The following is a 19,650-nucleotide window of genomic DNA, read 5'->3' on the forward strand; positions in this document are numbered from 1 at the left end:
ATTAATCAAATTTGGGTGTAATTGTTTCTGATTGTTCCCAATTTGCTCTAATTGTAATAGGCTTATCCAAATACCAAATAGGTTCCGCTTGAATCTTTTGAAATACATTTGCGCCATCCCATCTTTTATTATTATTCAAATCTTTTATAATACGTAAAATGTATTTTCCTCCAGGGAATTTGTTATATCTGATTTCACTAGAATTGATGATGTATTTGCTATCAATAACCTTGTCCATTTTGTCATCCATCAGTTGGACAATATAATTTACATTACTGTCTAATGAATTAATGGTGAATTTGATATCACCGAAGTTTTCCGTTTCATCTAGAGTGAAAGTGGTAGTATATTCTTTGTTCGTATCATTGAAAATAGAAGAAATGGCTTTTTCTTCTATAATAAATTCATAATTTTTCTTTGCCTTCCAATTAAATCGAACATGATAAATATTAGCTTCTGTTGTATCTTTTTGTAATTGAAAATTGCGTCTTGAAATAGTATCTTCTTTTAATATTAACTTTTCTTTATCAATATTGGCAATAGGGAAATCAGATGTAATAGTAATATGATTAATCTTATCAACTTTATTGGTAATATTCAAGCGAGGTTTTAATTCTCTATCATATTTATCATTCTTGCTTCTACGAAGAAGCGTAGTATCTAATACATTACTTTTATCACTAATTTCAAATTTTATGGAATCAAAATCTACTTTTGGTAATACGATGTGCAATGAATCATTGCTTGATGCGTAGCTGTATAAAGCATCTTTTTGGAGATCTTCTGGAAAAATAATGCGTACAGAAGGGGAATCTAAGGGTTGATTAAACTTCAAAGCTATACGACTATCTTTTTGTATACGTTTTTCACTTACTCTAAAATCTTTAGGCTTTCCTTTAGAATATTCTATCTTGATGTCCTTTATATCTTCTTTCAAAACAATACTATCTGCTAAGAATCCTATAAGTTCATCAGGATTATTGTAAATACGATCATTGTTTTCTTCTTTGAGAGCGTATATTCTATACGTATCTTCTCTTAAGTTTTTAAGAATAAAGTTACCTGAACTATCTACACTCGTAAATATATTAGCCTTTTTCTTTCCAAAAATAGTATCCTGTCTAGTTGGAATTAATAATACGCGAACGGATAAATCATTTTTGGGATCAAATGTTTTAGTATATGCATTTTTTACAGATCCAGAAATAGACAAAGAATCTAATTCTGGTCCCGTAGCAAAGACATAATTGTAGTTGATAATAGGATTTCCTTCATTGAAATCTACCAAACCTTTGCCAAAATTGATGGTGTATGTCGTATTATTTTCTAATGAATCAGGAAGAGTGATAATTAGACTTTTCTTTTTGACTTTGTAATCTGGTTGTTTCTCTACATCAGGGGATATACTAAATTCTTTTTGATAGTTGTTTAGCTTAATATACTCATCAAACTGTAACTCGATTATTTTTGCTTTAAAATTTCGCGTTAAATTTGCTGGTAATTCAGCAAGCAATTTTGGTGGAATAGAGTCTTTAGGACCACCAGTAGGGGTTTGCATATTTGCACAACGCATCATAGATAGCGATACAAGGACAACTAATATTATAAAAGAGTTGTTTAGTAAACTGAATTTGTTGTTCTTAAAATATTGAAATATTACGCTTATATTCATAGAAATACGTCTCTTATATCGCTAATTTATGATTTTAATTCATATGTACCATTAGAACACTAATATCAGAAGGTGATACCCCTGATATTCTAGATGCTTGACCTAATGTACGTGGTTTTACTTTTAATAGTTTTTCTCTTGCTTCGATTGAAAGTGAAGTTAATGAACGGTAGTCAAAATCAGGATTGATTTCCTTATCTTCCATTTTTTTCATTTTATTCACTATTTCCATTTCTTTTTCGAAATAGCTATCGTACTTCACTTTTATCTCTGCTTGTTCAATAGTTTCTTGATCGAATTGGTCCAAGGTATCTTTGAATGCTTCGTCAGCTTTGGCTAAATGTTGAATGTTGATATGTGGTCTACTTAACACAGCATATAATCTTGACTTTTGTGTCAATTCACTTGAGCCTACTTCAGATAATATAGGATTCATCGTATTAGGTTCAACAGAGTTATCTTTCATATATTGAACTAAATCTTCTGAATCTTTTACCTTTTTATTTACCTTATCTAATCTTTCATCGGATACTAATCCCAGTTTATGTGCTAAAGGTGTAAGACGAATATCAGCATTATCTTGACGAAGTAACAATCTATGTTCAGCACGTGAAGTAAACATACGGTAAGGTTCTTCCGTACCTTTAGTTACTAAGTCATCAATCAAAACACCGATATAAGATTCAGAACGTTTTAAAATAAGCTCATGTAAATCTCTAGTTTTTTGATGAGCATTAACACCAGCCACAAATCCTTGTGCTGCTGCTTCTTCATAACCTGTAGTTCCGTTTATTTGACCTGCAAAAAATAGATTTTTTACACGCTGAGTTTCTAATGTCAAATCCAGTTGCATAGGAGGGAAGTAATCATATTCGATAGCATATCCGGGTCTATACATTTTTGCATTTTCAAAGCCAGGAATTAATCGTAGAGCTTTTTGTTGTACCTCTTCGGGAAGAGATGTAGAGAAACCATTGACATAAATCTCGACTGTTTTAAATCCTTCGGGTTCTACAAAAATTTGATGTCTATCTCTTTCAGCAAATCTGTTTATTTTATCTTCAATTGACGGACAATAACGAGGACCTAAACCTTTAATACGTCCGGTGAACATAGGAGATTTCTCAAAACCAGTTTTTAAAATCTCATGGACTTTATTATTTGTATAAGTAATCCAACAACATCTTTGTTCCGTTGGAAGATCAACATCAGTATGTGAAAATCTTCCTCTCTCTTCATCGCCCCATTGTTCTTCCATAACGGAGTAATTTAAGCTTCGTCCATCAATGCGTGGTGGGGTACCTGTTTTCATACGGCCGGCTTCAAATCCTAATGAGACTAATTGTTCAGTCAAACCTGTTGCTGATTTTTCACCAGTACGACCGCCCCCGAATTTCTTTTCTCCAATATGAATTATACCGTTTAAAAAAGTTCCATTTGTTAAAACTACAGCGTCAGCTTCTATTCTTATTCCTAATGATGTTACAACACCTTTTGCTGTATTACCTTCAACTATTATTTCCTTTACTGTATCTTGCCAAATGTCCAAATTTGGTAGCGCTTCTAATTGTAGTCTCCATTCTTCAGCAAAACGCATTCTGTCATTTTGAGTACGAGGACTCCACATGGCAGGACCTTTTGATTTATTAAGCATTCTAAACTGGATGGTAGATTTGTCTGCAATAATTCCAGTATATCCCCCCATTGCATCAATCTCTCTTACAATTTGACCTTTGGCGACACCACCAACAGCTGGATTACAACTCATTTGCGCAATTACGCCCATGTTCATTGTAATAAGAAGAGTAGATGATCCTAAATTTGCAGCAGCAGCAGCAGCTTCACAGCCCGCATGCCCAGCACCTACAACAATTACATTATATTTATTAAACATATTCTTTTTCTTTGTTTCACGTGGAACCCTGTTTTTTACTTGATGTTTCACGTGAAACGTTTATATAAATTCAGCTAATTCTAACCAACGTTCAGACTTTTGATCTAGCTTCTTTTGTAAGTTTTCTATTTCTTTTGATAAATCAGTTAAAGCAATATGATCAGTAGTAGCATTTAATTTAATAGTTTTTGTTTTTATCAACTCTTCAATTTCTTCAATTTCATTTTCGAGTTGTTCATATTCTCTTTGTTCTTTATAGCTTAATTTCTTTTTTGGTATTTCTAATGTAACAACTACTTTTTCTTCTTTAGCTTTTTTTTCTGCTAATTTTTCTTCTTTAATTTTTAATTCTTGTTCGAATTTGAAATCAGCATAATTACCATTGTATAATGTTACAGTTCCTGTTCCATCAAAAATAAAAAGTTGCTCCGTTAATTTGTCTATTAAATATCTATCGTGAGAAACTAAAATTAATACACCGGAATAGGAGAGTAGGAAATCCTCTAATACATTTAATGTATCAATATCCAAATCATTTGATGGCTCATCCAAAATTAGGAAATTGGGATTAGACATAAGAACCCGCATTAACTGTAATCTCTTCTTTTCTCCACCGCTAAGTTTATTAACAAATCCATGTTGCTTTTCTGGTGGAAATAAAAATAAAGTAAGCAATTGGGATGCAGTTAGTGTATCACCATTTGCCATTTGTATATAGTCAGCTACATTCTTGACAACATCAATTACACGTTCATCTTCTTTAAAGTGAAGACCACCTTGTTTATAATAGCCATATTTTGTTGTTTCTCCGATGGCAATAGTACCTTTATCGGGAGTTATTTCATTTGTAATTAGATTTAAGAATGTACTTTTACCCGATCCATTTCTTCCAGATAAACCTATTCTATCTCCTTTTTTGAATACATAAGAAAAGTTTTCTATTATAGATTTGTTGCCAAAAGATTTAGAAACGTTATCTAATTCAAGAATCTTGGAACCTTGGCGTGATACTTTTACACTTAATTGTACCTTATCTTGAGCACGAGGACCTTTTGACTTTTCTTCTAAATCGTAAAAAGAGTCAATTCTAGCTTTGGATTTAGTGCCTCTTGCTTGAGGTTGTCTCCGCATCCATTCCAATTCCTTACGTAAAAGGTTTCTTGCTTTTTCCGCTGCTAATACATCATTGTATTCGCGTTCTGCTTTTTTCTCTAGAAAATATCCATAATTTCCATTGTATGTATGTAACTCTCCTTTGTCTAATTCCCTAATCTGCGTACATACATTATCCAAAAAATATCTATCGTGAGATACTATCAATACCGTTTTTTGACCTATTGTCAATAGTTTTTCTAACCATTCTATCGTTTCAATATCCAAATGGTTAGTTGGCTCATCTAATATATAAACATCAGGTTCATCTATTAATAGCTTGGCTAATGAAAGCCTTTTTTTCTGACCACCAGAAAGGCTATTGATGTTTTGATCAAAATTTGAAATCTGCAATCTATTTAAAATAGTCTTGATATTATGCTCGTATTCCCAAGCGTCTAATGCTGTAAGTTTATCTGATATCAGAGCAAGCTTATTAGAATCAATGTCGTCTGCTTCCAATAATGCTTCATATTCCTTGATAAGCTGCTGTTGTTCGTTATCTGTTGAATAAATAAAATCGTTGATAGTAGTGAGTCCTGTGAAATTAGGTTCTTGAGACAAGTACCCAATGCGTAGACCTTTTTCTTTTACTACTTTACCAGTTTGCGGAGGAAAAACTTCCGCTAATATTTTAAGTAAAGTGGATTTTCCGGTACCATTTATACCTACTAAAGCTACTCTATCGCCTTTTTGCAAACCAAAATGCAGGTCTTTAAAAAGCCAACGATCGTTAAATGAATGTCCTAATTGTTCTGTGCTAATAATACTCACGCTAGTTCTTTTATAAGTTGTGTTTGGTATATATGTGTACCGTTTTGAGCCGTTAATGAAACATTGATCATCGCGGAAGCTATATCTTTTGCATGTATACTGCGGTAATCTTTCAATTTACCTACAAGAATCCAATTAAAAATAGGATAGATTATTTGTGAAATACTTTCCAATAGTCTGAATTCTTTTCTTTCACCCAATAGGAGTGAAGGTCTAAAAATATGTAAAGATTTAAAACCTATAGTTTGAATGGCTTCTTCCGTATCTCCCTTTAGTTTTAAATAAAAATTATTGGATGAAGAATTCGCTCCTATGCTACTTACAAGACACATTATCTCACAACCATTGTGATGTAAGATATTCGCTACTCGCATAGGATATTCTAAATCTATAGCATAATACTCTTTTTTGTCTGGAGTTTTGTTTGCTGTAGTACCAATACAACTGAAGAAATGATCAATTTGAAGATCGGCTATTTTAGTAGCTATGCTGTCCGAATCCGCTAGAATTTGATTTAATTTGGGATGGTCAATAGCTATTCCCTTTCTCGAAATAGCATATACGGTCTTATAATTATTATTATTTAATAATAAATTCACCGTCTCTGATCCAATCAAACCAGAAGCCCCCAAAACCATTGCTATGTACTTAGTATCAGGCATAATAATGCAGATACAAAAATACGTATTAATTCGTTTTTGTATGTTAAAAAACTATAATATGATCTTTGTTTATGACAAATTAGTGTTAATTTAATTTGAAAGAGGCAATAAGATTAAAACGAGGAATATTTACTTCGAATAAATGGTTGTCTGCAGTCCTTCTCATAGTGTAGAATCCTTGCATATAACCTATTTCACTTTTAAGATTACACCCTGATACATATTGATGGATTTCGCCAGGTTCTAGAATTGGTTGTTTGCCTACTACACCTTCACCATCTACTTCATTCCTTTCACCCATGGAATCGAAAATATCCCAATGTCTATTCATTAATTGAATAGTGTATTGTGAGGTGTTTTCAATAGTAATCCTGTATGCAAACATATAGTGCATATTTTCAGGGTTAGAGTATTCGGGTTGATACTCGCATTCTACTGAAATACTTACGCCTGATGTGAACTGAGTAATCATAGTAATTGTCTCAAAGTTAAGAACTAGTATTTTATTTTCATAATATTTATTTAGCTAGTAAAGAAGCTTCTAATTACTGTGAAAGAATTGATAGAATTTAAAATAAGAACTGTTGCATAATCTAGATAATATTCTTTCCACAAAAAAAGCTACCATTTGAAGATGGTAGCTTTTAGTATTATAAGCTTTCTTATTGTGTTGCTTCTCTAACTTTTGGAGCTATTTTCGTTCCGAAAATTTCGATAGATTTCATCATATCTCTATGATCCGGGCTTCCTACATCCATGTGTGCGGAGAATCGTGTTAAACCCAATTTTTCTTGTATAGCCAAAATCTTATCTATTGCTTGATTTGCATCACTTACTATCAAATGACCTAAAGATGAGCGACCAAAATCATATTGTGACCGTTGGTAAGGAGGCCACCCTCTCGAACCTCCAATTCTATTCATTTGTGCAGAATAAATAGGATAGTAGCTATCTGCAATGGATTTGCTATCCTCTCCAAAGAAAGAATGCATATGAACGCCTACTTGGAATTTATTCATATCATGACCATTATCTTCGTATGCTTGTTTGTACATTTCAAATAAAGGCTGGAATTGCTCCCAAGCACCTCCAATAATGGCAAACATAACCGGCAAACCTAATCTTCCTGCTCGAATAACAGAGGAAGTAGTTCCTCCAACCGCTATCCAAATAGGTAGACCATTTTCAGTGGCTCGAGGAAAGATATCTTGATTGATCAATGATTTTCTAAATTTACCCGTCCAATTAATAGTAGGATTCGATCTTAGCTTTAGCAATAGATCTAATTTTTCTTCAAAAAGCTCACTATAATCTTTCAAATCATATCCAAAAACAGGGAATGACTCAATAAAAGAACCTCTTCCTGCCATTATTTCTGCTCTGCCACCAGAAATTAAGTCAACTGTAGCAAAGTCTTTATATAATTTAACTGGATCTGTAGAGCTAATAACTGATACAGCAGAACCTAGTTTTATATTTTTAGTCACAGAAGCAGCAGCCGCTAAAATAATTTCAGGAGAGGCTACAGCATAATCTTCACGATGATGTTCGCCCATTCCAAAGAAATCCAAGCCAACTTCATCCATTAGCTTTACTTCTTCGATGATTTCTTGCAATCTTTGTTGGGCAGGTTGGATTTTTCCTGTGATTGAATCGATTTGTAAATCGCCAAACATTCCAACACCTAATTCTAACATATTAGTTCTCCTTTCTTATTGAAACAAAAATAAGCTATAATGGGAGGGATATTCTTAATCTAGATTAATAAATTAAGATAAAAAAGGCACCAAAATAATTGGTGCCAACTTAAAAAATCAACCATGTATATATTCCTTCGTTCCGTAGGACTGTATTAATTGTCCTTCGAAATCTAACCATTCTTGCCAACGCTTATCTACGTCCACATCAACGGTATATTTTCTTGCAAAATTTAAAAATGTCGTGTAGTGGTTCGCTTCAGAAACCATAAGATCATAATAGAATTTTGCTAATTCTTCATCTTTTATGTTTTTGCTTAAAACTCTGAAGCGTTCGCAACTACGCGCTTCGATCATAGCAGCAAAGAGTAATCTGTCTATGAAAGCTTGATTGCGTGAACCATCTTTCTTCGAAAATTTCATTAGCTGACCTACATAATCATCTTTTCGTTCACGGCCTAAAGTGTATCCTCTTTGTTTGATTATTTCTATTACCATTTTGAAATGTTCCATTTCTTCTATGGCAATAGCTGTCAATTCATGTACTAAATCTTCCAATTCAGGATTTTGCGTGATAAGTGTTATCGCATTAGACGCGGCTTTTTGTTCGCACCATGCGTGATCCGTAAGAATTTCTTCTAAATTGGATTCTGCAATATTAGCCCAACGCGGATCAGTCAGCAATTTTAAACCTAACATATGCTATATAAAGTTTGTGAATTGCAAAATTACAAAATCTTATTACAATACAATTCTTTATACCTCATCAAAACCGTGGGCTTTTAACACCTCCTCAGGAACACCATTCCATACGCCAGGTCTATTACCAACATAACCTAGGTAAGCAATTCCTTCTTTGGTAGTGAAATATCCTGAAGACGTTAAATCACGCATCAGGTTAAAAAAGCTTACACCTTGTGAAACTTCGGGTTTTGCTTTAGACGGATAAGCTATTTCATCCAAGATAGAAGTCTGATTTTCCACTTTTAATTCTATGAAAGTATTACCAAACTTCTTTTGCGCATAGATATCCAACCATTTTAATCCACCACGCATAGGTAATTGATGGCTTGGTATATCTTTAACAATAAATTCTATAAAGTCAGGAACGCCAACCTCCGTTGCCGAAGGAGAATTCTCGTCTTTTGGCAGGATTAAATCCGCTAAAACGGCTATAGTTGCCATTTCGTGTTCATCGAAATATTTCTCACTTAAAAGTTTTTGAGTACGTTCATACTCATAATCCTGAATCCCTGGTAATCTATCTCCTTCAGTCGTTGCTGTTGCATTTTTTGAAGGAGAGTCGCAGGAATCAGTGGTCAAAATAGCTGCAGAACCAGCGGCTATTAATCCTAATGCTTTTAGGGAATCTCTTCTGTTCATGATTTAGCTATTTAATTTATTTTTCTCTTGAAGAATATATTCTGCTGTACGCATAGATAATGCAAGTATAGTCCAAGTCAAGTTTTTATCTCCTTGCTGTACAAAAGGCCCTGCATCTACCACATAAAGATTTTTACAATCATGCGCTTGACCCCATTTATTCAAAACTGAAGTTTTGGGGTCATTTCCCATTCTGGTAGTACCACCTTCATGAATAATTTTTCCTGGAGCCTCTAATCCATACAATTGTTCTTCGCCAGGAATATTGGAAGTGATAACTGCCCCCATATTATGCATGATCTCTTGGAATGTATCAATCATGTGTTTGGCTTGTTTTATTTCTTCATTAGACCATTTATAGTTGAATTTTAATACAGGGATACCAAATTTGTCTACTCTATTAGGATCTATTTCACAATAATTCTCTTTGCGTGCTATAGCAGTGCCTCGCCCCGCCATACCTACGCGAGAACCATAGAATCTATAATAATCTTTTTTTAGTGCCGCACCGTAACCTCCAGCTTCTTGAGGTAATCCATCTGTGCGAGGAGCCAGGTGGTTGTAGTTTTGAATACCATGAAAAGTTCCATAAGAAGGCATATGCATACCGCCTCCGTATTCAATGTGATATCCTCTCGCAAAATCTAATTTTTTGTCACCTAACCACCAGGGAGAATAGATGTGAACAGAGCCCACGCCATCCTCATTGTATCGCGTACGATCCATTAATTGTGGTAAGAAGCCGCTTATAGAAGCACCAGTGGAATCGTGCAAGTATTTTCCTACCAATCCAGATGAGTTTCCAATACCTCCAGGATGTGATTTAGATTTAGAGTTTAACATTAATCGTGCACTTTCACAGGCTGAAGCGCCTAGAATAATTGTTTTACCTTTGACAGCATATTCTTTCATGTCTTTCGTGTTGACATAAGATACGCCAGTCGCTAAACCTTCTTCATTGCTCAATACTTCACGTACCATTGCATTGTCGATGACCGTGAGGTTGCCTGTTTTCATAGCCGGAATGACCAAACAAGATGAAGATGAAAAATCCCCATAGACTTTGCAGGAACGACCACATTGACCACAGTAAAAGCAAGTTCCACGATCTTTATTTCCTGGAAGCGCTTCGGTTAATACAGATCCACGTCCTGGAATGATAGTTACGCCTGATTTTTTTGCTCCACGCATAATATAATGTTCATTAAGGCGTGGCTTAGGTGGTTTTAAAAAAATCCCATCAGGTTCGTTATGTAAATTTTCAACTGTACCATATATACCAATCATTCGGTCCACACGATCGTAAAAAGGTTTTACTTCGTCATAAGTGATTGGCCATTCGTCTGTAATAGCATCTTTAGGTTTGAAATCATCGGGACCCATACGTAAAGAAATCCTTCCCCAGTGGTTCGTTCTTCCCCCCAGCATACGTGCTCTGAACCATTCGAATTCGGTTCCTTTCTCGACACTATAGGGTTCACCTTCAATTTGCCAACCACCAAAGGCCGCATCAAAATCACCAAAGGGTCTTGTCGTGCTCGCACCTCGTCTTGGTGATTCCCAAGGCCAGCGTAGTTGTAAAGCATCTTTTGCAGGATCAAAAAATGGACCGGCTTCTAGCATTAAAACTTTAAGGCCAGCATTGGCTAAAATGTACCCCGCCATTCCTCCTCCAGCACCAGACCCAACAACGATGGCATCATAAACTGTAGATTCTTCTTTAATTTGAAAAGTAGGCATTACTTTCGGTTTATAAATGTTATACTTTTGTAGATATAGATTAAAGATATAGAAAAAAAAATATAAACTAGACGCGGGATTTTGAAAATTTTATTCATAGGATTGGTATGGCCAGAGCCAAGTTCTTCAGCAGCCGGATGGCGGATTTTGAACTTGATAAAATGTTTTAGCACGTTGGGACAAGTTTTCTTTGTTTCCGCTGCTTCTAAGTCAATATACAGTGCTGACTTGAGAGAATTTGGTGTGCAAGAAAACAGTATATTTTTGAATGATTCGTCTTTTGATGAATTTGTAAAAAATTTATTACCTGAAATTGTGGTCTTCGATCGCTTCATGGTGGAAGAGCAATATGGATGGCGAGTGGCTGAAAATTGTCCAAATGCTTTACGGATTTTGGACACTGAAGATTTGCATTTTGTTCGGTTAGCCAGACAGGATGCCTATAAGAAAAAAACGTCTATTGATTATTATTCTCAAACTGCAAAAAGAGAGTTAGCTTCTATACTACGTTCGGATCTTTCTGTTATTATTTCCCAAACCGAAATGGATTTATTGAGTTCTCAATTTAATATCCCTTTGGAAAAGCTTTTTTATTTACCTTTTCAAGAAGAAATATTGACGGAAGAACATATAAATCAATTACCTACCTATGATGAGCGACTTAATTTTATGTTCATAGGTAACTTTATACATGAACCAAACTTCAGAACAGTAGAGGTTTTAAAGAAAGAGATATGGCCCATTCTTCGCAAAAAATGTCCTACTGCAGAATTACACATTTATGGTGCTTATGCTTCTGAAAAAGTATTGCAATTAAACAATCCTAAAGAACGATTTTATATCAAAGGAAGGGCAGAAGATGCCCGTAACACATTAAGTACATATAGAGTTTTGATGGCTCCTATTCCTTTTGGTGCCGGAGCAAAAGGCAAATTTGTGGATGCAATGGCAGCAGGTACGCCCTCAATCACTACATCGATAGGAGCGGAGTCAATGACTGTAGAATATTGGAATGGTTTTATAGAGGATGATAAAGAAGTTTTTATAGAAAAAGCGGTTCTGCTTTATTCCGATGAAGCGATATGGTCTGCTAAACAGCAAATGGGCTTTGAACTCTTTAATGAAACAGTAGCAGATAATTCCTATACTGCTCATATGCTAGCGCTAGTAAAAGATTATGTGAATAATCTTGATAAACTGCGCAAGAAGAATTTTTTCGGAGAAATTCTACTACAACAGCAGGTCAACGCTACAAAATACATGTCGCTGTGGATTGAAGAGAAAAATAAAAAAGCACACTAATATTTTTTAGTGTGCCCAAGTGATAGAATAGATGGTAAAAAAAAATAGAATTTTACCATTCTCGGTATAAACAATTTTTATACCAACAAATTTTGCCTTATTTTTAATTTCTTAGAAGTACTATATTAAATAAGATTAAACTGAGAATTATGAAAACAATAAAAGGCCCAGGTATTTTTATCGCGCAATTCGTTTCCGAAGAAGAACCTTTCAATTCCATAGAAAATATTGCCAAATGGGCTAAATCATTAAATTTTAAAGGACTGCAAATTCCTACTAACGACCCAAAATATTTTGATTTGCAAAAAGTAGCAGAGAGCAAAACGTATGCAGACGAATACAAAGGGAAATTGCAAGAATTAGGTTTGGAGATCACTGAGCTATCAACGCACTTACAAGGTCAGTTGGTTGCAGTTCATCCTGCATATGATAAATTATTTGATTCTTTTGCTCCTGAACAATATCGAAATAATCCGAAAGCACGTACGGAATGGGCTACTCAGCAGTTAATTTATGCTGCTAAAGCCTCTCAAAATTTAGGATTAACTGCGCATGCAACTTTTAGTGGTTCTTTATTGTGGCAATACTTTCATCCTTGGCCTCAGCGCCCAGATGGTTTGGTCGATGAAGCCTTTACCGAGTTGGCGCGCCGTTGGACGCCTATCTTGAATGCTTTTGATGAAGCGGGGGTGGATGTGTGTTATGAAATACACCCAGGTGAAGATTTGTTTGATGGGGTGACTTATGAAATGTTTTTGGAAAAGGTAAATAATCACCCAAGAGCTTGTTTATTGTACGATCCATCACACTTTGTTTTGCAGCAGTTGGATTATATTCAATATATAGATTTCTATCATGAACGTATAAAAGCATTCCATGTAAAAGATTCTGAATTTAATCCTACGGGACGACAAGGAACTTTTGGAGGTTACCAATCTTGGTTGAACCGTGCAGGACGTTACCGTTCTCCAGGAGATGGTCAAGTAGATTTTAAAACTATTTTCAGCAAGTTAACACAATATGGTTATGATGGATGGGCAGTAATGGAGTGGGAATGTTGTATCAAAAATCAAATAGATGGTGCGACAGAAGGTTCTAAGTTTATTCAGGATCACATTATACGTGTTACGGATAAAGCCTTTGATGATTTTGCATCGACAGGTACTGACGCCCAATTTAATAAAGACATTTTAGGATTATTATAAAAATTAAGAGCTCCAATTTTACACTGCCCCCAAAAAGTTAGACACTTTCTGGGGGCAGTCCATTTGGAGCTCTTAATTTTTATCTTCCTTTCTTTTGAAAAGGGAATTTCATTTTGTATCCTACTCGTATTAAGCCTTTGGAAATTGCGTCCAATTTTCCTTTCAGCATGGCTTTTTTCAATGGACCAATTTTATCTACAAACAATTTTCCTTCAATATGGTCATATTCATGTTGTACGATACGTGCTGCTAAGCCAGTCAACTCAATTTCGTGTTCTTCGAAATTTTCATCCAGATAATTGATGAGTACATTAGAAGGGCGCATTACATCCTCTGTAATATCAGGAATAGATAAACAACCTTCATTAAAAGCCCATTTATCACCTGTTTCTTCTATTATTATCGGATTGATAAACACTTTTTTGAAATCTTTTACTGTAGGATCACCTTCTCCATCCTCATCATCTTCACCGAAAGGCGAACCATCTACTACGAACAAACGAATAGCTAGGCCTACTTGAGGAGCTGCTAAACCTACACCACGCGCGGCGTACATTGTTTCGAACATATTGTCAATCAGTTCTTTCAAATTTGGATAATCCTCATCTATCTCTTCTGCTTTTTTTCTCAGTACAGGATCTCCGTATGCTACTATAGGTAATTTCATCTTCAAATTTATCAGATTGCAAAGTTACCAATTATTTATAATAAGACAGGGACGAAATAATTTTGTATTTTTAAGGCTATGGTAAAGGATCTCTCGGGGCTGGAAAAATTGATTGAAGACTTGAAAAAGGAAGGTATTTTCGAAAGCTATTTCCTTGAAAATAACATAGCTCATATCCATACCAAGCAGTTTCTACTCCTAATTTATCTACCAAATACTGAAAGGTTGGACATTAAAGATATTCAAAAGATCATCCATATAGATATTGATATCTTAAATTCATCTTATACCAAAGTTTGGAAGCGTCTTACAGGATTAATGGGTAAGGGAAGAAGAATTTACGCCCGGGAAACGGTTGTTGCCCGACTTGACAAGAAAGTAGCATTAGAGTTTTTGGAAGAATATCATCTCAATGTTCCTTTAGCAGGAAAATATAGGTATGGCTTGTACTATAAAGGTGAATTGGTAAGTGTTGCGGTATTTAGTGGAGGGAGGATTATGCGGGAGATTGGTGAAGAGTATCGTTCATTTGAATTAATTCGATTTTGTCATAAATCCGACTATTTAGTAATCGGGGGTATTTCTAAATTGATCAAGTCTTTTGTAAAGGATTTTAAGCCTAATGATATTATGACGTATGCTGATCGGGATTGGAGTCAAGAATCCTCATTGGAATCCATTGGATTCAAAGCAGAGGGCATAGTATCTTCTCAAAATATTAAGGTATTTGGAGAAAAAAGATTGACCCATTCTGATTCTCCAAATAATTATGACTATATTATAAAAAATAATGGCAGTATAAAATTGAAACTTTATTTCTGATAAGTTTTTGCTAATTTAGACATCGTCAATATAAACTACATAATAATGAAAAGAAAATTACGCATGGGTATGGTAGGTGGAGGCCATGACGCTTTCATCGGTGCAGTACACCGTATAGCAGCCTTTATGGATGGTAAAATAGAGTTAGTCTGTGGAGCATTCAGTGTAAATCCAGAAGTTTCGTTGCAATCAGGTCGTGATTTATTTGTCCCAGATGACAGAATTTATCCTGATTATAAAACTATGATTGAAAAAGAAGCGTTACTTCCAGAGGGAGAGCGCATGGATTTCTTGACTATAGTGACACCTAACTTTCTACATTATGAACCTGCCAAACTTGCTTTAGAAGCTGGATTTGATGTAGTAGTTGAAAAGCCTATCACGCTCTCATTAGAAGAAGCGAAATCTTTACAAGATATTGTGGAACGTACGGGACGCACACTATGTCTAACTCATACGTATTCAGGTTATCCTATGGTAAAGCAAGCCAGAGCAATGGTTGCTGCAGGTCATTTTGGGAAAATCAGAAAAGTAGTCGTAGAGTATCCTCAAGGTTGGTTGAGCAGATTGACAGAGCGTGAAGGGAATGCTGGTGCTGCTTGGCGTACAGATCCAAAGCGATCAGGAAAATCCTTGGCTATGGGGGATATTGGAGTTCATGCTGCGCATTTAGCAGAACACATTACAGGGCTACGTATTCAAGAAGTATGTGCGGATTTAACCACCTTTGTCGAAGGTCGTGCATTAGACGATGATGGTGCAGTATTATTGCGCTTTAATGATGGTGCAAAAGGAGTGTTGATGGCTTCACAAATCTCCGCAGGAGAAGAGAATGCAGTGCGCATACGTATATATGGAGAAAAAGGTGGTTTGGAATGGGCAAATGAAGATCCGAATAACTTAATTGTCAAAATGCTGGATATTCCACGCCAAATTTACCGTACAGGAAACAACTATGCTGCTCCTTATACCTTAAGTTCTTTTGCGACACATAATACACGTATTCCTGCAGGTCACCCAGAAGGTTTGTTAGAGTCATTTGCTAATATCTATAGAAACTTTGCTTTGACAGTTTCAGCAAAACGCGAAGGCAAAACACCTACACCTGAGCAGTTGGATTTTCCAACGGTTGCAGATGGTGTTCGAGGTATGGCATTTATTGATACCGTAGTAAAAAGCAACGAAAGTAACGAAAAATGGACTAAATTTGAGGTGTGATAAACCCTCAAAACATTATAGCAAATCTTCAGGAAGATCAAGGTTTTCTTCCTGAAGATTTATTAATTATTCTGGGCCCTACGGCCAGCGGTAAGACCAAACTTGCTGTAGAACTCGCTAAATATTTTAATGCTGAGATTATTTCAGCAGACTCTCGTCAGGTTTATCGACATATGAATATTGGTACGGGGAAAGACTTGTCCGAATACCAACACATTCCTTATCATTTAATTGATATTCTAAATCCGGGCGAAAAGTATAATATTGATTTGTTTCTTCGTGATTTTGATGACGCCTATTATGATATTATTGAACGAGGAAAGCGTGTAATCGTTTGTGGAGGAACAGGTTTTTATATTCAAAGTCTATTACAAGCCAAACCTTATACACAGATTCCGATTAATTTGGAATTAAAAACCAAGTTGGAATTAAAGAATAAAGAAGAACTTCTCCGCATTCTTGATGGAATGATTATTCCGAAAGACTTTAGTATTGATTTATCCTCTCAAAAGCGCATCATTCGTGCAATTGAGATATGCACTTATTTGGAAAGTCAACCAAACTTCAATTTCAAAGGAAAATCGACCTACCGCTATAAAATTATTGGCTTAAATCCACTTGTTGAAATTCGTCGTCAACGTATTACAACCCGTTTGTATCAACGTTTGGAAGAAGGAATGATTGCCGAAGTCGAAGACCTGTTAAAAAAGGGAATAACGCATGAAGAGCTCGAATATTACGGATTAGAATATAAGTACATTTCTTACTTCCTTAAAGGAGAACTGACTTACGAGGCTTTTTTCACGAAGTTAGAAACCGAAATTCACCGCTATGCCAAGCGACAAATGACCTATTTTCGAAAGATGGAAAAAGATGGTATTGAGATAGATTGGTATTAAAATTTCTTTTTTGAAAGAACAATTTTTGAGTTTAAGATGTTGTAAATTAGATAGTACTAATCAACAAACTATGAAAAATCTATTTACAATAATATTCATCCTAATGAATTTAACTTATGGGTATAGTCAAGCCTTTAAAGAAGTGATTTATCAGGATAATGCACAAAAGCTTAAAGGGCTAGCTATAACATCAGGAGCTAATAAACCTGGTGTACTGATACTTCCTGCATGGAAAGGAATTGACCAAGAAGCCCAAGATGCTGCAGTAGAATTAAACAAAGCGGGATACAATGTATTTATTGCTGATATTTATGGTGAAGGGAATATTCCTATAGATAATGCAGCGGCTGGTAAGCTAGCGGGGCAGTATAAATCCGATTATAAAGTGTATCTGCATCGAATCAATCTTGCTTTAGAGACATTCAAGAAGGGAGGAACCGATCCAACCAAAATTGCTGTAATCGGATATTGTTTTGGAGGGACAGGAGCTTTGGAAGTCGCTAGGGGAGGATTAGATGTAGTAGGAGCAGTAAGTATTCATGGCGGCCTTTCCAAAGCGGAAGGTAGAACTAATGGTCCGATTGGTACAAAAATATTGATACAGCATCCTGCTGAAGATAAATCGGTCAGCAAAGCGGACTATGATTATCTAGAAAAAGAAATGAAAGAAGGAAAAGCGGATTATCAAATTATTACCTATGCCAACAGTGGACACACATTTACGAATCCAGCTTCGAATGATTATAATCCAGTGATGGCCAAAAGAGCTTGGAATCATTTGTTGCTATTTTTGGAAGAGGTGTTGAAGTAGATAAAGAAATATGCGATAGCCGCAGGAAGCTGATGCATTTTTCGCGGATCCGTTCAATCGCTACCTATCATAAATCCCTTTCCGAACTCGTCTTATATGGCTATCTGGAGTACATGCCCTCCTGGCACCCTACCAGGGCCAGCAGATTTAGGTTTATCGCTAACAATAATTCTGACAGCAATGGCTAGATCTAATGAAAACACAAGACGCGTCCGCTTCTCTATGGAAGTGAATCGCAGACTTAAACATCTCGTACTTATTTTAGTTACGAGGGTATCAAGATAGCTTTTCAGGGTCTTGACAGCTTCTGTTGTGCCTTTCACACGGTTGGCTTTAGAATTCCATTTGGACGGATAGCATTCTCGTCCAGTGGAAACTTCTTTTGGGATACCATCTACGGTAATCCGCATGTAGATCGGTTTGAGGCCGCTAACATAATTTTTTGGTTTCTTCAAGTAGAAGAGCAAGGAATAATTTGTACTCATGACAACATCATTTAAGTGAAACAAACCGAGCCGCCTTTGCAGCGAGCTCTGCATCACCACTGAAAAACAGATCTCAGCGATGCAAAATTAGCCTTGCAACAAAAACGAATCAAGATGTTTAAATTTTGAATATGTTGATAATCAAAATATTAAATATATTTCAGTGAGTAGCCATGTCGGAGAAAATGACTCACTGAATGACTCACTTTTTTATTGGGAATTATTATAGGTTTTGTAGATACTGAAAAACAAAAAAGCCTGCAAACGTTTAATTTGCAGGCTTTTGTATGTTTTGACTTTTTGATGTGTAGCCCGTAGGGGAATCGAACCCCTGTTTCCAGAATGAAAATCTGGCGTCCTAACCCCTAGACGAACGGGCCATCATTTCTGAAGTGCTGCAAATATAGAAGTTTATTATTTCAACTACAAATTTTTTTGTAAAAAATAAGTGGATTGGTTTTTTTTTAACTTGTTTAATTTATTGTAGCTTGGATTTTCAATCATCCAATCTTTGATTTCCAACAGAGTTTTAAGCCGTTCTATTTCCTGATTTTCTTTATTCAACAATGAAGTCAGATCGGCAACTTTTGCTGAAGTTGTTATGACTTCTTCTATTGAAAAACGATCAATAATGAAATTTGTAAAGTTCTTAATCCCCAGTTTCAAATGTTTGAAATCATCTGACTTGGTATCTCTTTCTGTCAATGTATAGCGTATCCGTCCTACGAAGTACGTGTTGATTATTGAATAATATTTTTATAGTTCTGGGGGTATAGCTCCTTAATGTTTTATGGTTTATGGTCATTATGTTCTGGAGAGTATATTTCAGCCATTGAAATGGGTTGACATCATGTTTCTTACATATGGCAAAAAATGAATAAATCATAGCTGTTCGTTGTGCCGCTTCATGGCTTCCCGCAAAGAGATAATTTTTTCTTCCCATCGGTACACATCTCAATTCATTTTCGCAAAGATTATTATCAATTTGTAGATTTCCATCGTATAAATAAGCTGACAAAGCATCCCACCTAGTACAAATCCTCCTGGTTCCCAATGAAGTAGTTTAATATGCGTACGGGTACGGTTTAAAAAGACAAATACTTCACCGCTGGTGGGCTGACGCTGCATAACCGAGATGACCAGGCCGCATAAGCCCTCAAAACTCTTCCGCATGTCGCAAAAGCCATCATATAGAAAGAATTTGTGGGACGATCCTAAAGAAAACATATATTAATATAGACGGATCAGTTGGGCCAACAGAACCAGG

19 protein-coding genes, 1 tRNA gene and 1 pseudogene are annotated in these 19,650 nt (G+C 35.6%); 6 read left to right on the top strand and 15 right to left on the bottom strand.

Going from position 1 to position 19,650, the window contains the following annotated elements; translation table 11 throughout:
- Position 1: 1 nt before the first annotated feature.
- The 9 genes from H8B04_RS06270 to H8B04_RS06310 all read right to left on the bottom strand — a co-directional run bounded on the left by H8B04_RS06270 (position 2) and on the right by H8B04_RS06310 (position 10,974).
- Positions 2–1,576 (bottom strand): Ig-like domain-containing protein, encoded by a 1,575-nt coding sequence (locus tag H8B04_RS06270; RefSeq protein WP_223815299.1) that lies wholly within the window; start codon positions 1,574–1,576, stop codon positions 2–4.
- Between the two features lie 130 nt (positions 1,577–1,706).
- Positions 1,707–3,566 (bottom strand): tRNA uridine-5-carboxymethylaminomethyl(34) synthesis enzyme MnmG, encoded by a 1,860-nt coding sequence (gene mnmG, locus H8B04_RS06275; RefSeq protein ID WP_190301812.1) that lies wholly within the window; start codon positions 3,564–3,566, stop codon positions 1,707–1,709.
- A 60-nt stretch (positions 3,567–3,626) separates the two neighbouring features.
- The gene (locus tag H8B04_RS06280) at positions 3,627–5,492 is read right to left on the bottom strand and encodes an ABC-F family ATP-binding cassette domain-containing protein (RefSeq protein ID WP_190301784.1); all 1,866 of its coding nucleotides are present in this window, start codon (positions 5,490–5,492) and stop codon (positions 3,627–3,629) included.
- Positions 5,489–6,154 (bottom strand): NAD-dependent epimerase/dehydratase family protein, encoded by a 666-nt coding sequence (locus tag H8B04_RS06285; protein ID WP_165291037.1) that lies wholly within the window; start codon positions 6,152–6,154, stop codon positions 5,489–5,491. Before H8B04_RS06285 ends, H8B04_RS06280 begins: the two co-directional genes overlap by 4 nt.
- Before the next feature lie 85 nt (positions 6,155–6,239).
- On the bottom strand, positions 6,240–6,626 hold the full coding sequence (gene apaG / locus H8B04_RS06290; RefSeq protein ID WP_165291036.1) for a Co2+/Mg2+ efflux protein ApaG: 387 nt from the start codon (positions 6,624–6,626) through the stop codon (positions 6,240–6,242).
- Between the two features lie 190 nt (positions 6,627–6,816).
- Positions 6,817–7,851, bottom strand: a complete 1,035-nt coding sequence (locus H8B04_RS06295) for an Atu2307/SP_0267 family LLM class monooxygenase (RefSeq protein WP_165291035.1) — start codon at positions 7,849–7,851, stop codon at positions 6,817–6,819.
- 117 nt (positions 7,852–7,968) lie between these two features.
- Positions 7,969–8,550: a tRNA-(ms[2]io[6]A)-hydroxylase gene (gene miaE, locus H8B04_RS06300; protein WP_165291034.1), complete on the bottom strand. Its 582-nt coding sequence runs from the start codon at positions 8,548–8,550 to the stop codon at positions 7,969–7,971.
- A 57-nt stretch (positions 8,551–8,607) separates the two neighbouring features.
- Positions 8,608–9,234: a gluconate 2-dehydrogenase subunit 3 family protein gene (locus H8B04_RS06305; RefSeq protein ID WP_165291033.1), complete on the bottom strand. Its 627-nt coding sequence runs from the start codon at positions 9,232–9,234 to the stop codon at positions 8,608–8,610.
- A gap of 3 nt (positions 9,235–9,237) precedes the next feature.
- Positions 9,238–10,974 carry a GMC oxidoreductase gene (locus H8B04_RS06310; RefSeq protein ID WP_190301785.1) on the bottom strand — a complete coding sequence of 579 codons (1,737 nt, stop codon included), beginning with the start codon at positions 10,972–10,974 and terminating at the stop codon, positions 9,238–9,240.
- A gap of 81 nt (positions 10,975–11,055) precedes the next feature.
- Between H8B04_RS06310 and H8B04_RS06315 the strand changes: the two genes are divergently transcribed.
- Both H8B04_RS06315 and H8B04_RS06320 read left to right on the top strand, forming a co-directional pair.
- A complete protein-coding gene (locus H8B04_RS06315) occupies positions 11,056–12,276 on the top strand; it encodes a glycosyltransferase (RefSeq protein ID WP_223815300.1) in 1,221 nt (406 codons plus the stop codon).
- A gap of 149 nt (positions 12,277–12,425) precedes the next feature.
- Complete coding sequence (locus tag H8B04_RS06320; RefSeq protein WP_190301786.1) at positions 12,426–13,481, top strand: sugar phosphate isomerase/epimerase family protein; 1,056 nt, start codon at positions 12,426–12,428, stop codon at positions 13,479–13,481.
- Between the two features lie 79 nt (positions 13,482–13,560).
- Here H8B04_RS06320 and def read toward each other — a convergent pair whose 3' ends face one another.
- Complete coding sequence (gene def / locus H8B04_RS06325) at positions 13,561–14,148, bottom strand: peptide deformylase (protein ID WP_190301787.1); 588 nt, start codon at positions 14,146–14,148, stop codon at positions 13,561–13,563.
- 78 nt (positions 14,149–14,226) lie between these two features.
- Between def and H8B04_RS06330 the strand changes: the two genes are divergently transcribed.
- From H8B04_RS06330 to H8B04_RS06345, 4 genes are all read left to right on the top strand, one after another.
- Positions 14,227–14,970, top strand: a complete 744-nt coding sequence (locus H8B04_RS06330; protein ID WP_190301788.1) for a hypothetical protein — start codon at positions 14,227–14,229, stop codon at positions 14,968–14,970.
- A 45-nt stretch (positions 14,971–15,015) separates the two neighbouring features.
- On the top strand, positions 15,016–16,188 hold the full coding sequence (locus H8B04_RS06335; protein ID WP_190301789.1) for a Gfo/Idh/MocA family protein: 1,173 nt from the start codon (positions 15,016–15,018) through the stop codon (positions 16,186–16,188).
- Positions 16,185–17,087 carry a tRNA (adenosine(37)-N6)-dimethylallyltransferase MiaA gene (gene miaA / locus H8B04_RS06340; protein WP_317170646.1) on the top strand — a complete coding sequence of 301 codons (903 nt, stop codon included), beginning with the start codon at positions 16,185–16,187 and terminating at the stop codon, positions 17,085–17,087. Before H8B04_RS06335 ends, miaA begins: the two co-directional genes overlap by 4 nt.
- A 70-nt stretch (positions 17,088–17,157) precedes the next feature.
- Positions 17,158–17,898, top strand: a complete 741-nt coding sequence (locus H8B04_RS06345) for a dienelactone hydrolase family protein (RefSeq protein WP_190301790.1) — start codon at positions 17,158–17,160, stop codon at positions 17,896–17,898.
- Positions 17,899–17,990: 92 nt separating this feature from the next.
- Here the strand turns inward: H8B04_RS06345 and H8B04_RS06350 are convergent, their stop codons facing one another.
- The 5 genes and pseudogenes from H8B04_RS06350 to tnpB form a co-directional block, all read right to left on the bottom strand.
- Positions 17,991–18,437, bottom strand: coding sequence for an Arm DNA-binding domain-containing protein (locus H8B04_RS06350; protein ID WP_317170647.1), 447 nt, complete (start codon positions 18,435–18,437; stop codon positions 17,991–17,993).
- A 254-nt stretch (positions 18,438–18,691) separates the two neighbouring features.
- Positions 18,692–18,763, bottom strand: a tRNA-Glu gene (locus H8B04_RS06355).
- A 43-nt stretch (positions 18,764–18,806) separates the two neighbouring features.
- Positions 18,807–19,088, bottom strand: a complete 282-nt coding sequence (locus H8B04_RS06360; protein WP_190301792.1) for a hypothetical protein — start codon at positions 19,086–19,088, stop codon at positions 18,807–18,809.
- 35 nt (positions 19,089–19,123) lie between these two features.
- Positions 19,124–19,413 (bottom strand): annotated as a pseudogene (locus tag H8B04_RS06365) (IS66 family transposase); the annotation flags it as partial.
- Positions 19,338–19,610 carry an IS66 family insertion sequence element accessory protein TnpB gene (gene tnpB, locus H8B04_RS17445; RefSeq protein WP_190301793.1) on the bottom strand — a complete coding sequence of 91 codons (273 nt, stop codon included), beginning with the start codon at positions 19,608–19,610 and terminating at the stop codon, positions 19,338–19,340. The gene tnpB and the pseudogene H8B04_RS06365, both read right to left, overlap by 76 nt.
- Between the last annotated feature and the right edge of the window lie 40 nt (positions 19,611–19,650).

This window comes from Sphingobacterium litopenaei (assembly GCF_014692495.1).
GTDB classification, from domain to species: domain Bacteria; phylum Bacteroidota; class Bacteroidia; order Sphingobacteriales; family Sphingobacteriaceae; genus Sphingobacterium; species Sphingobacterium litopenaei.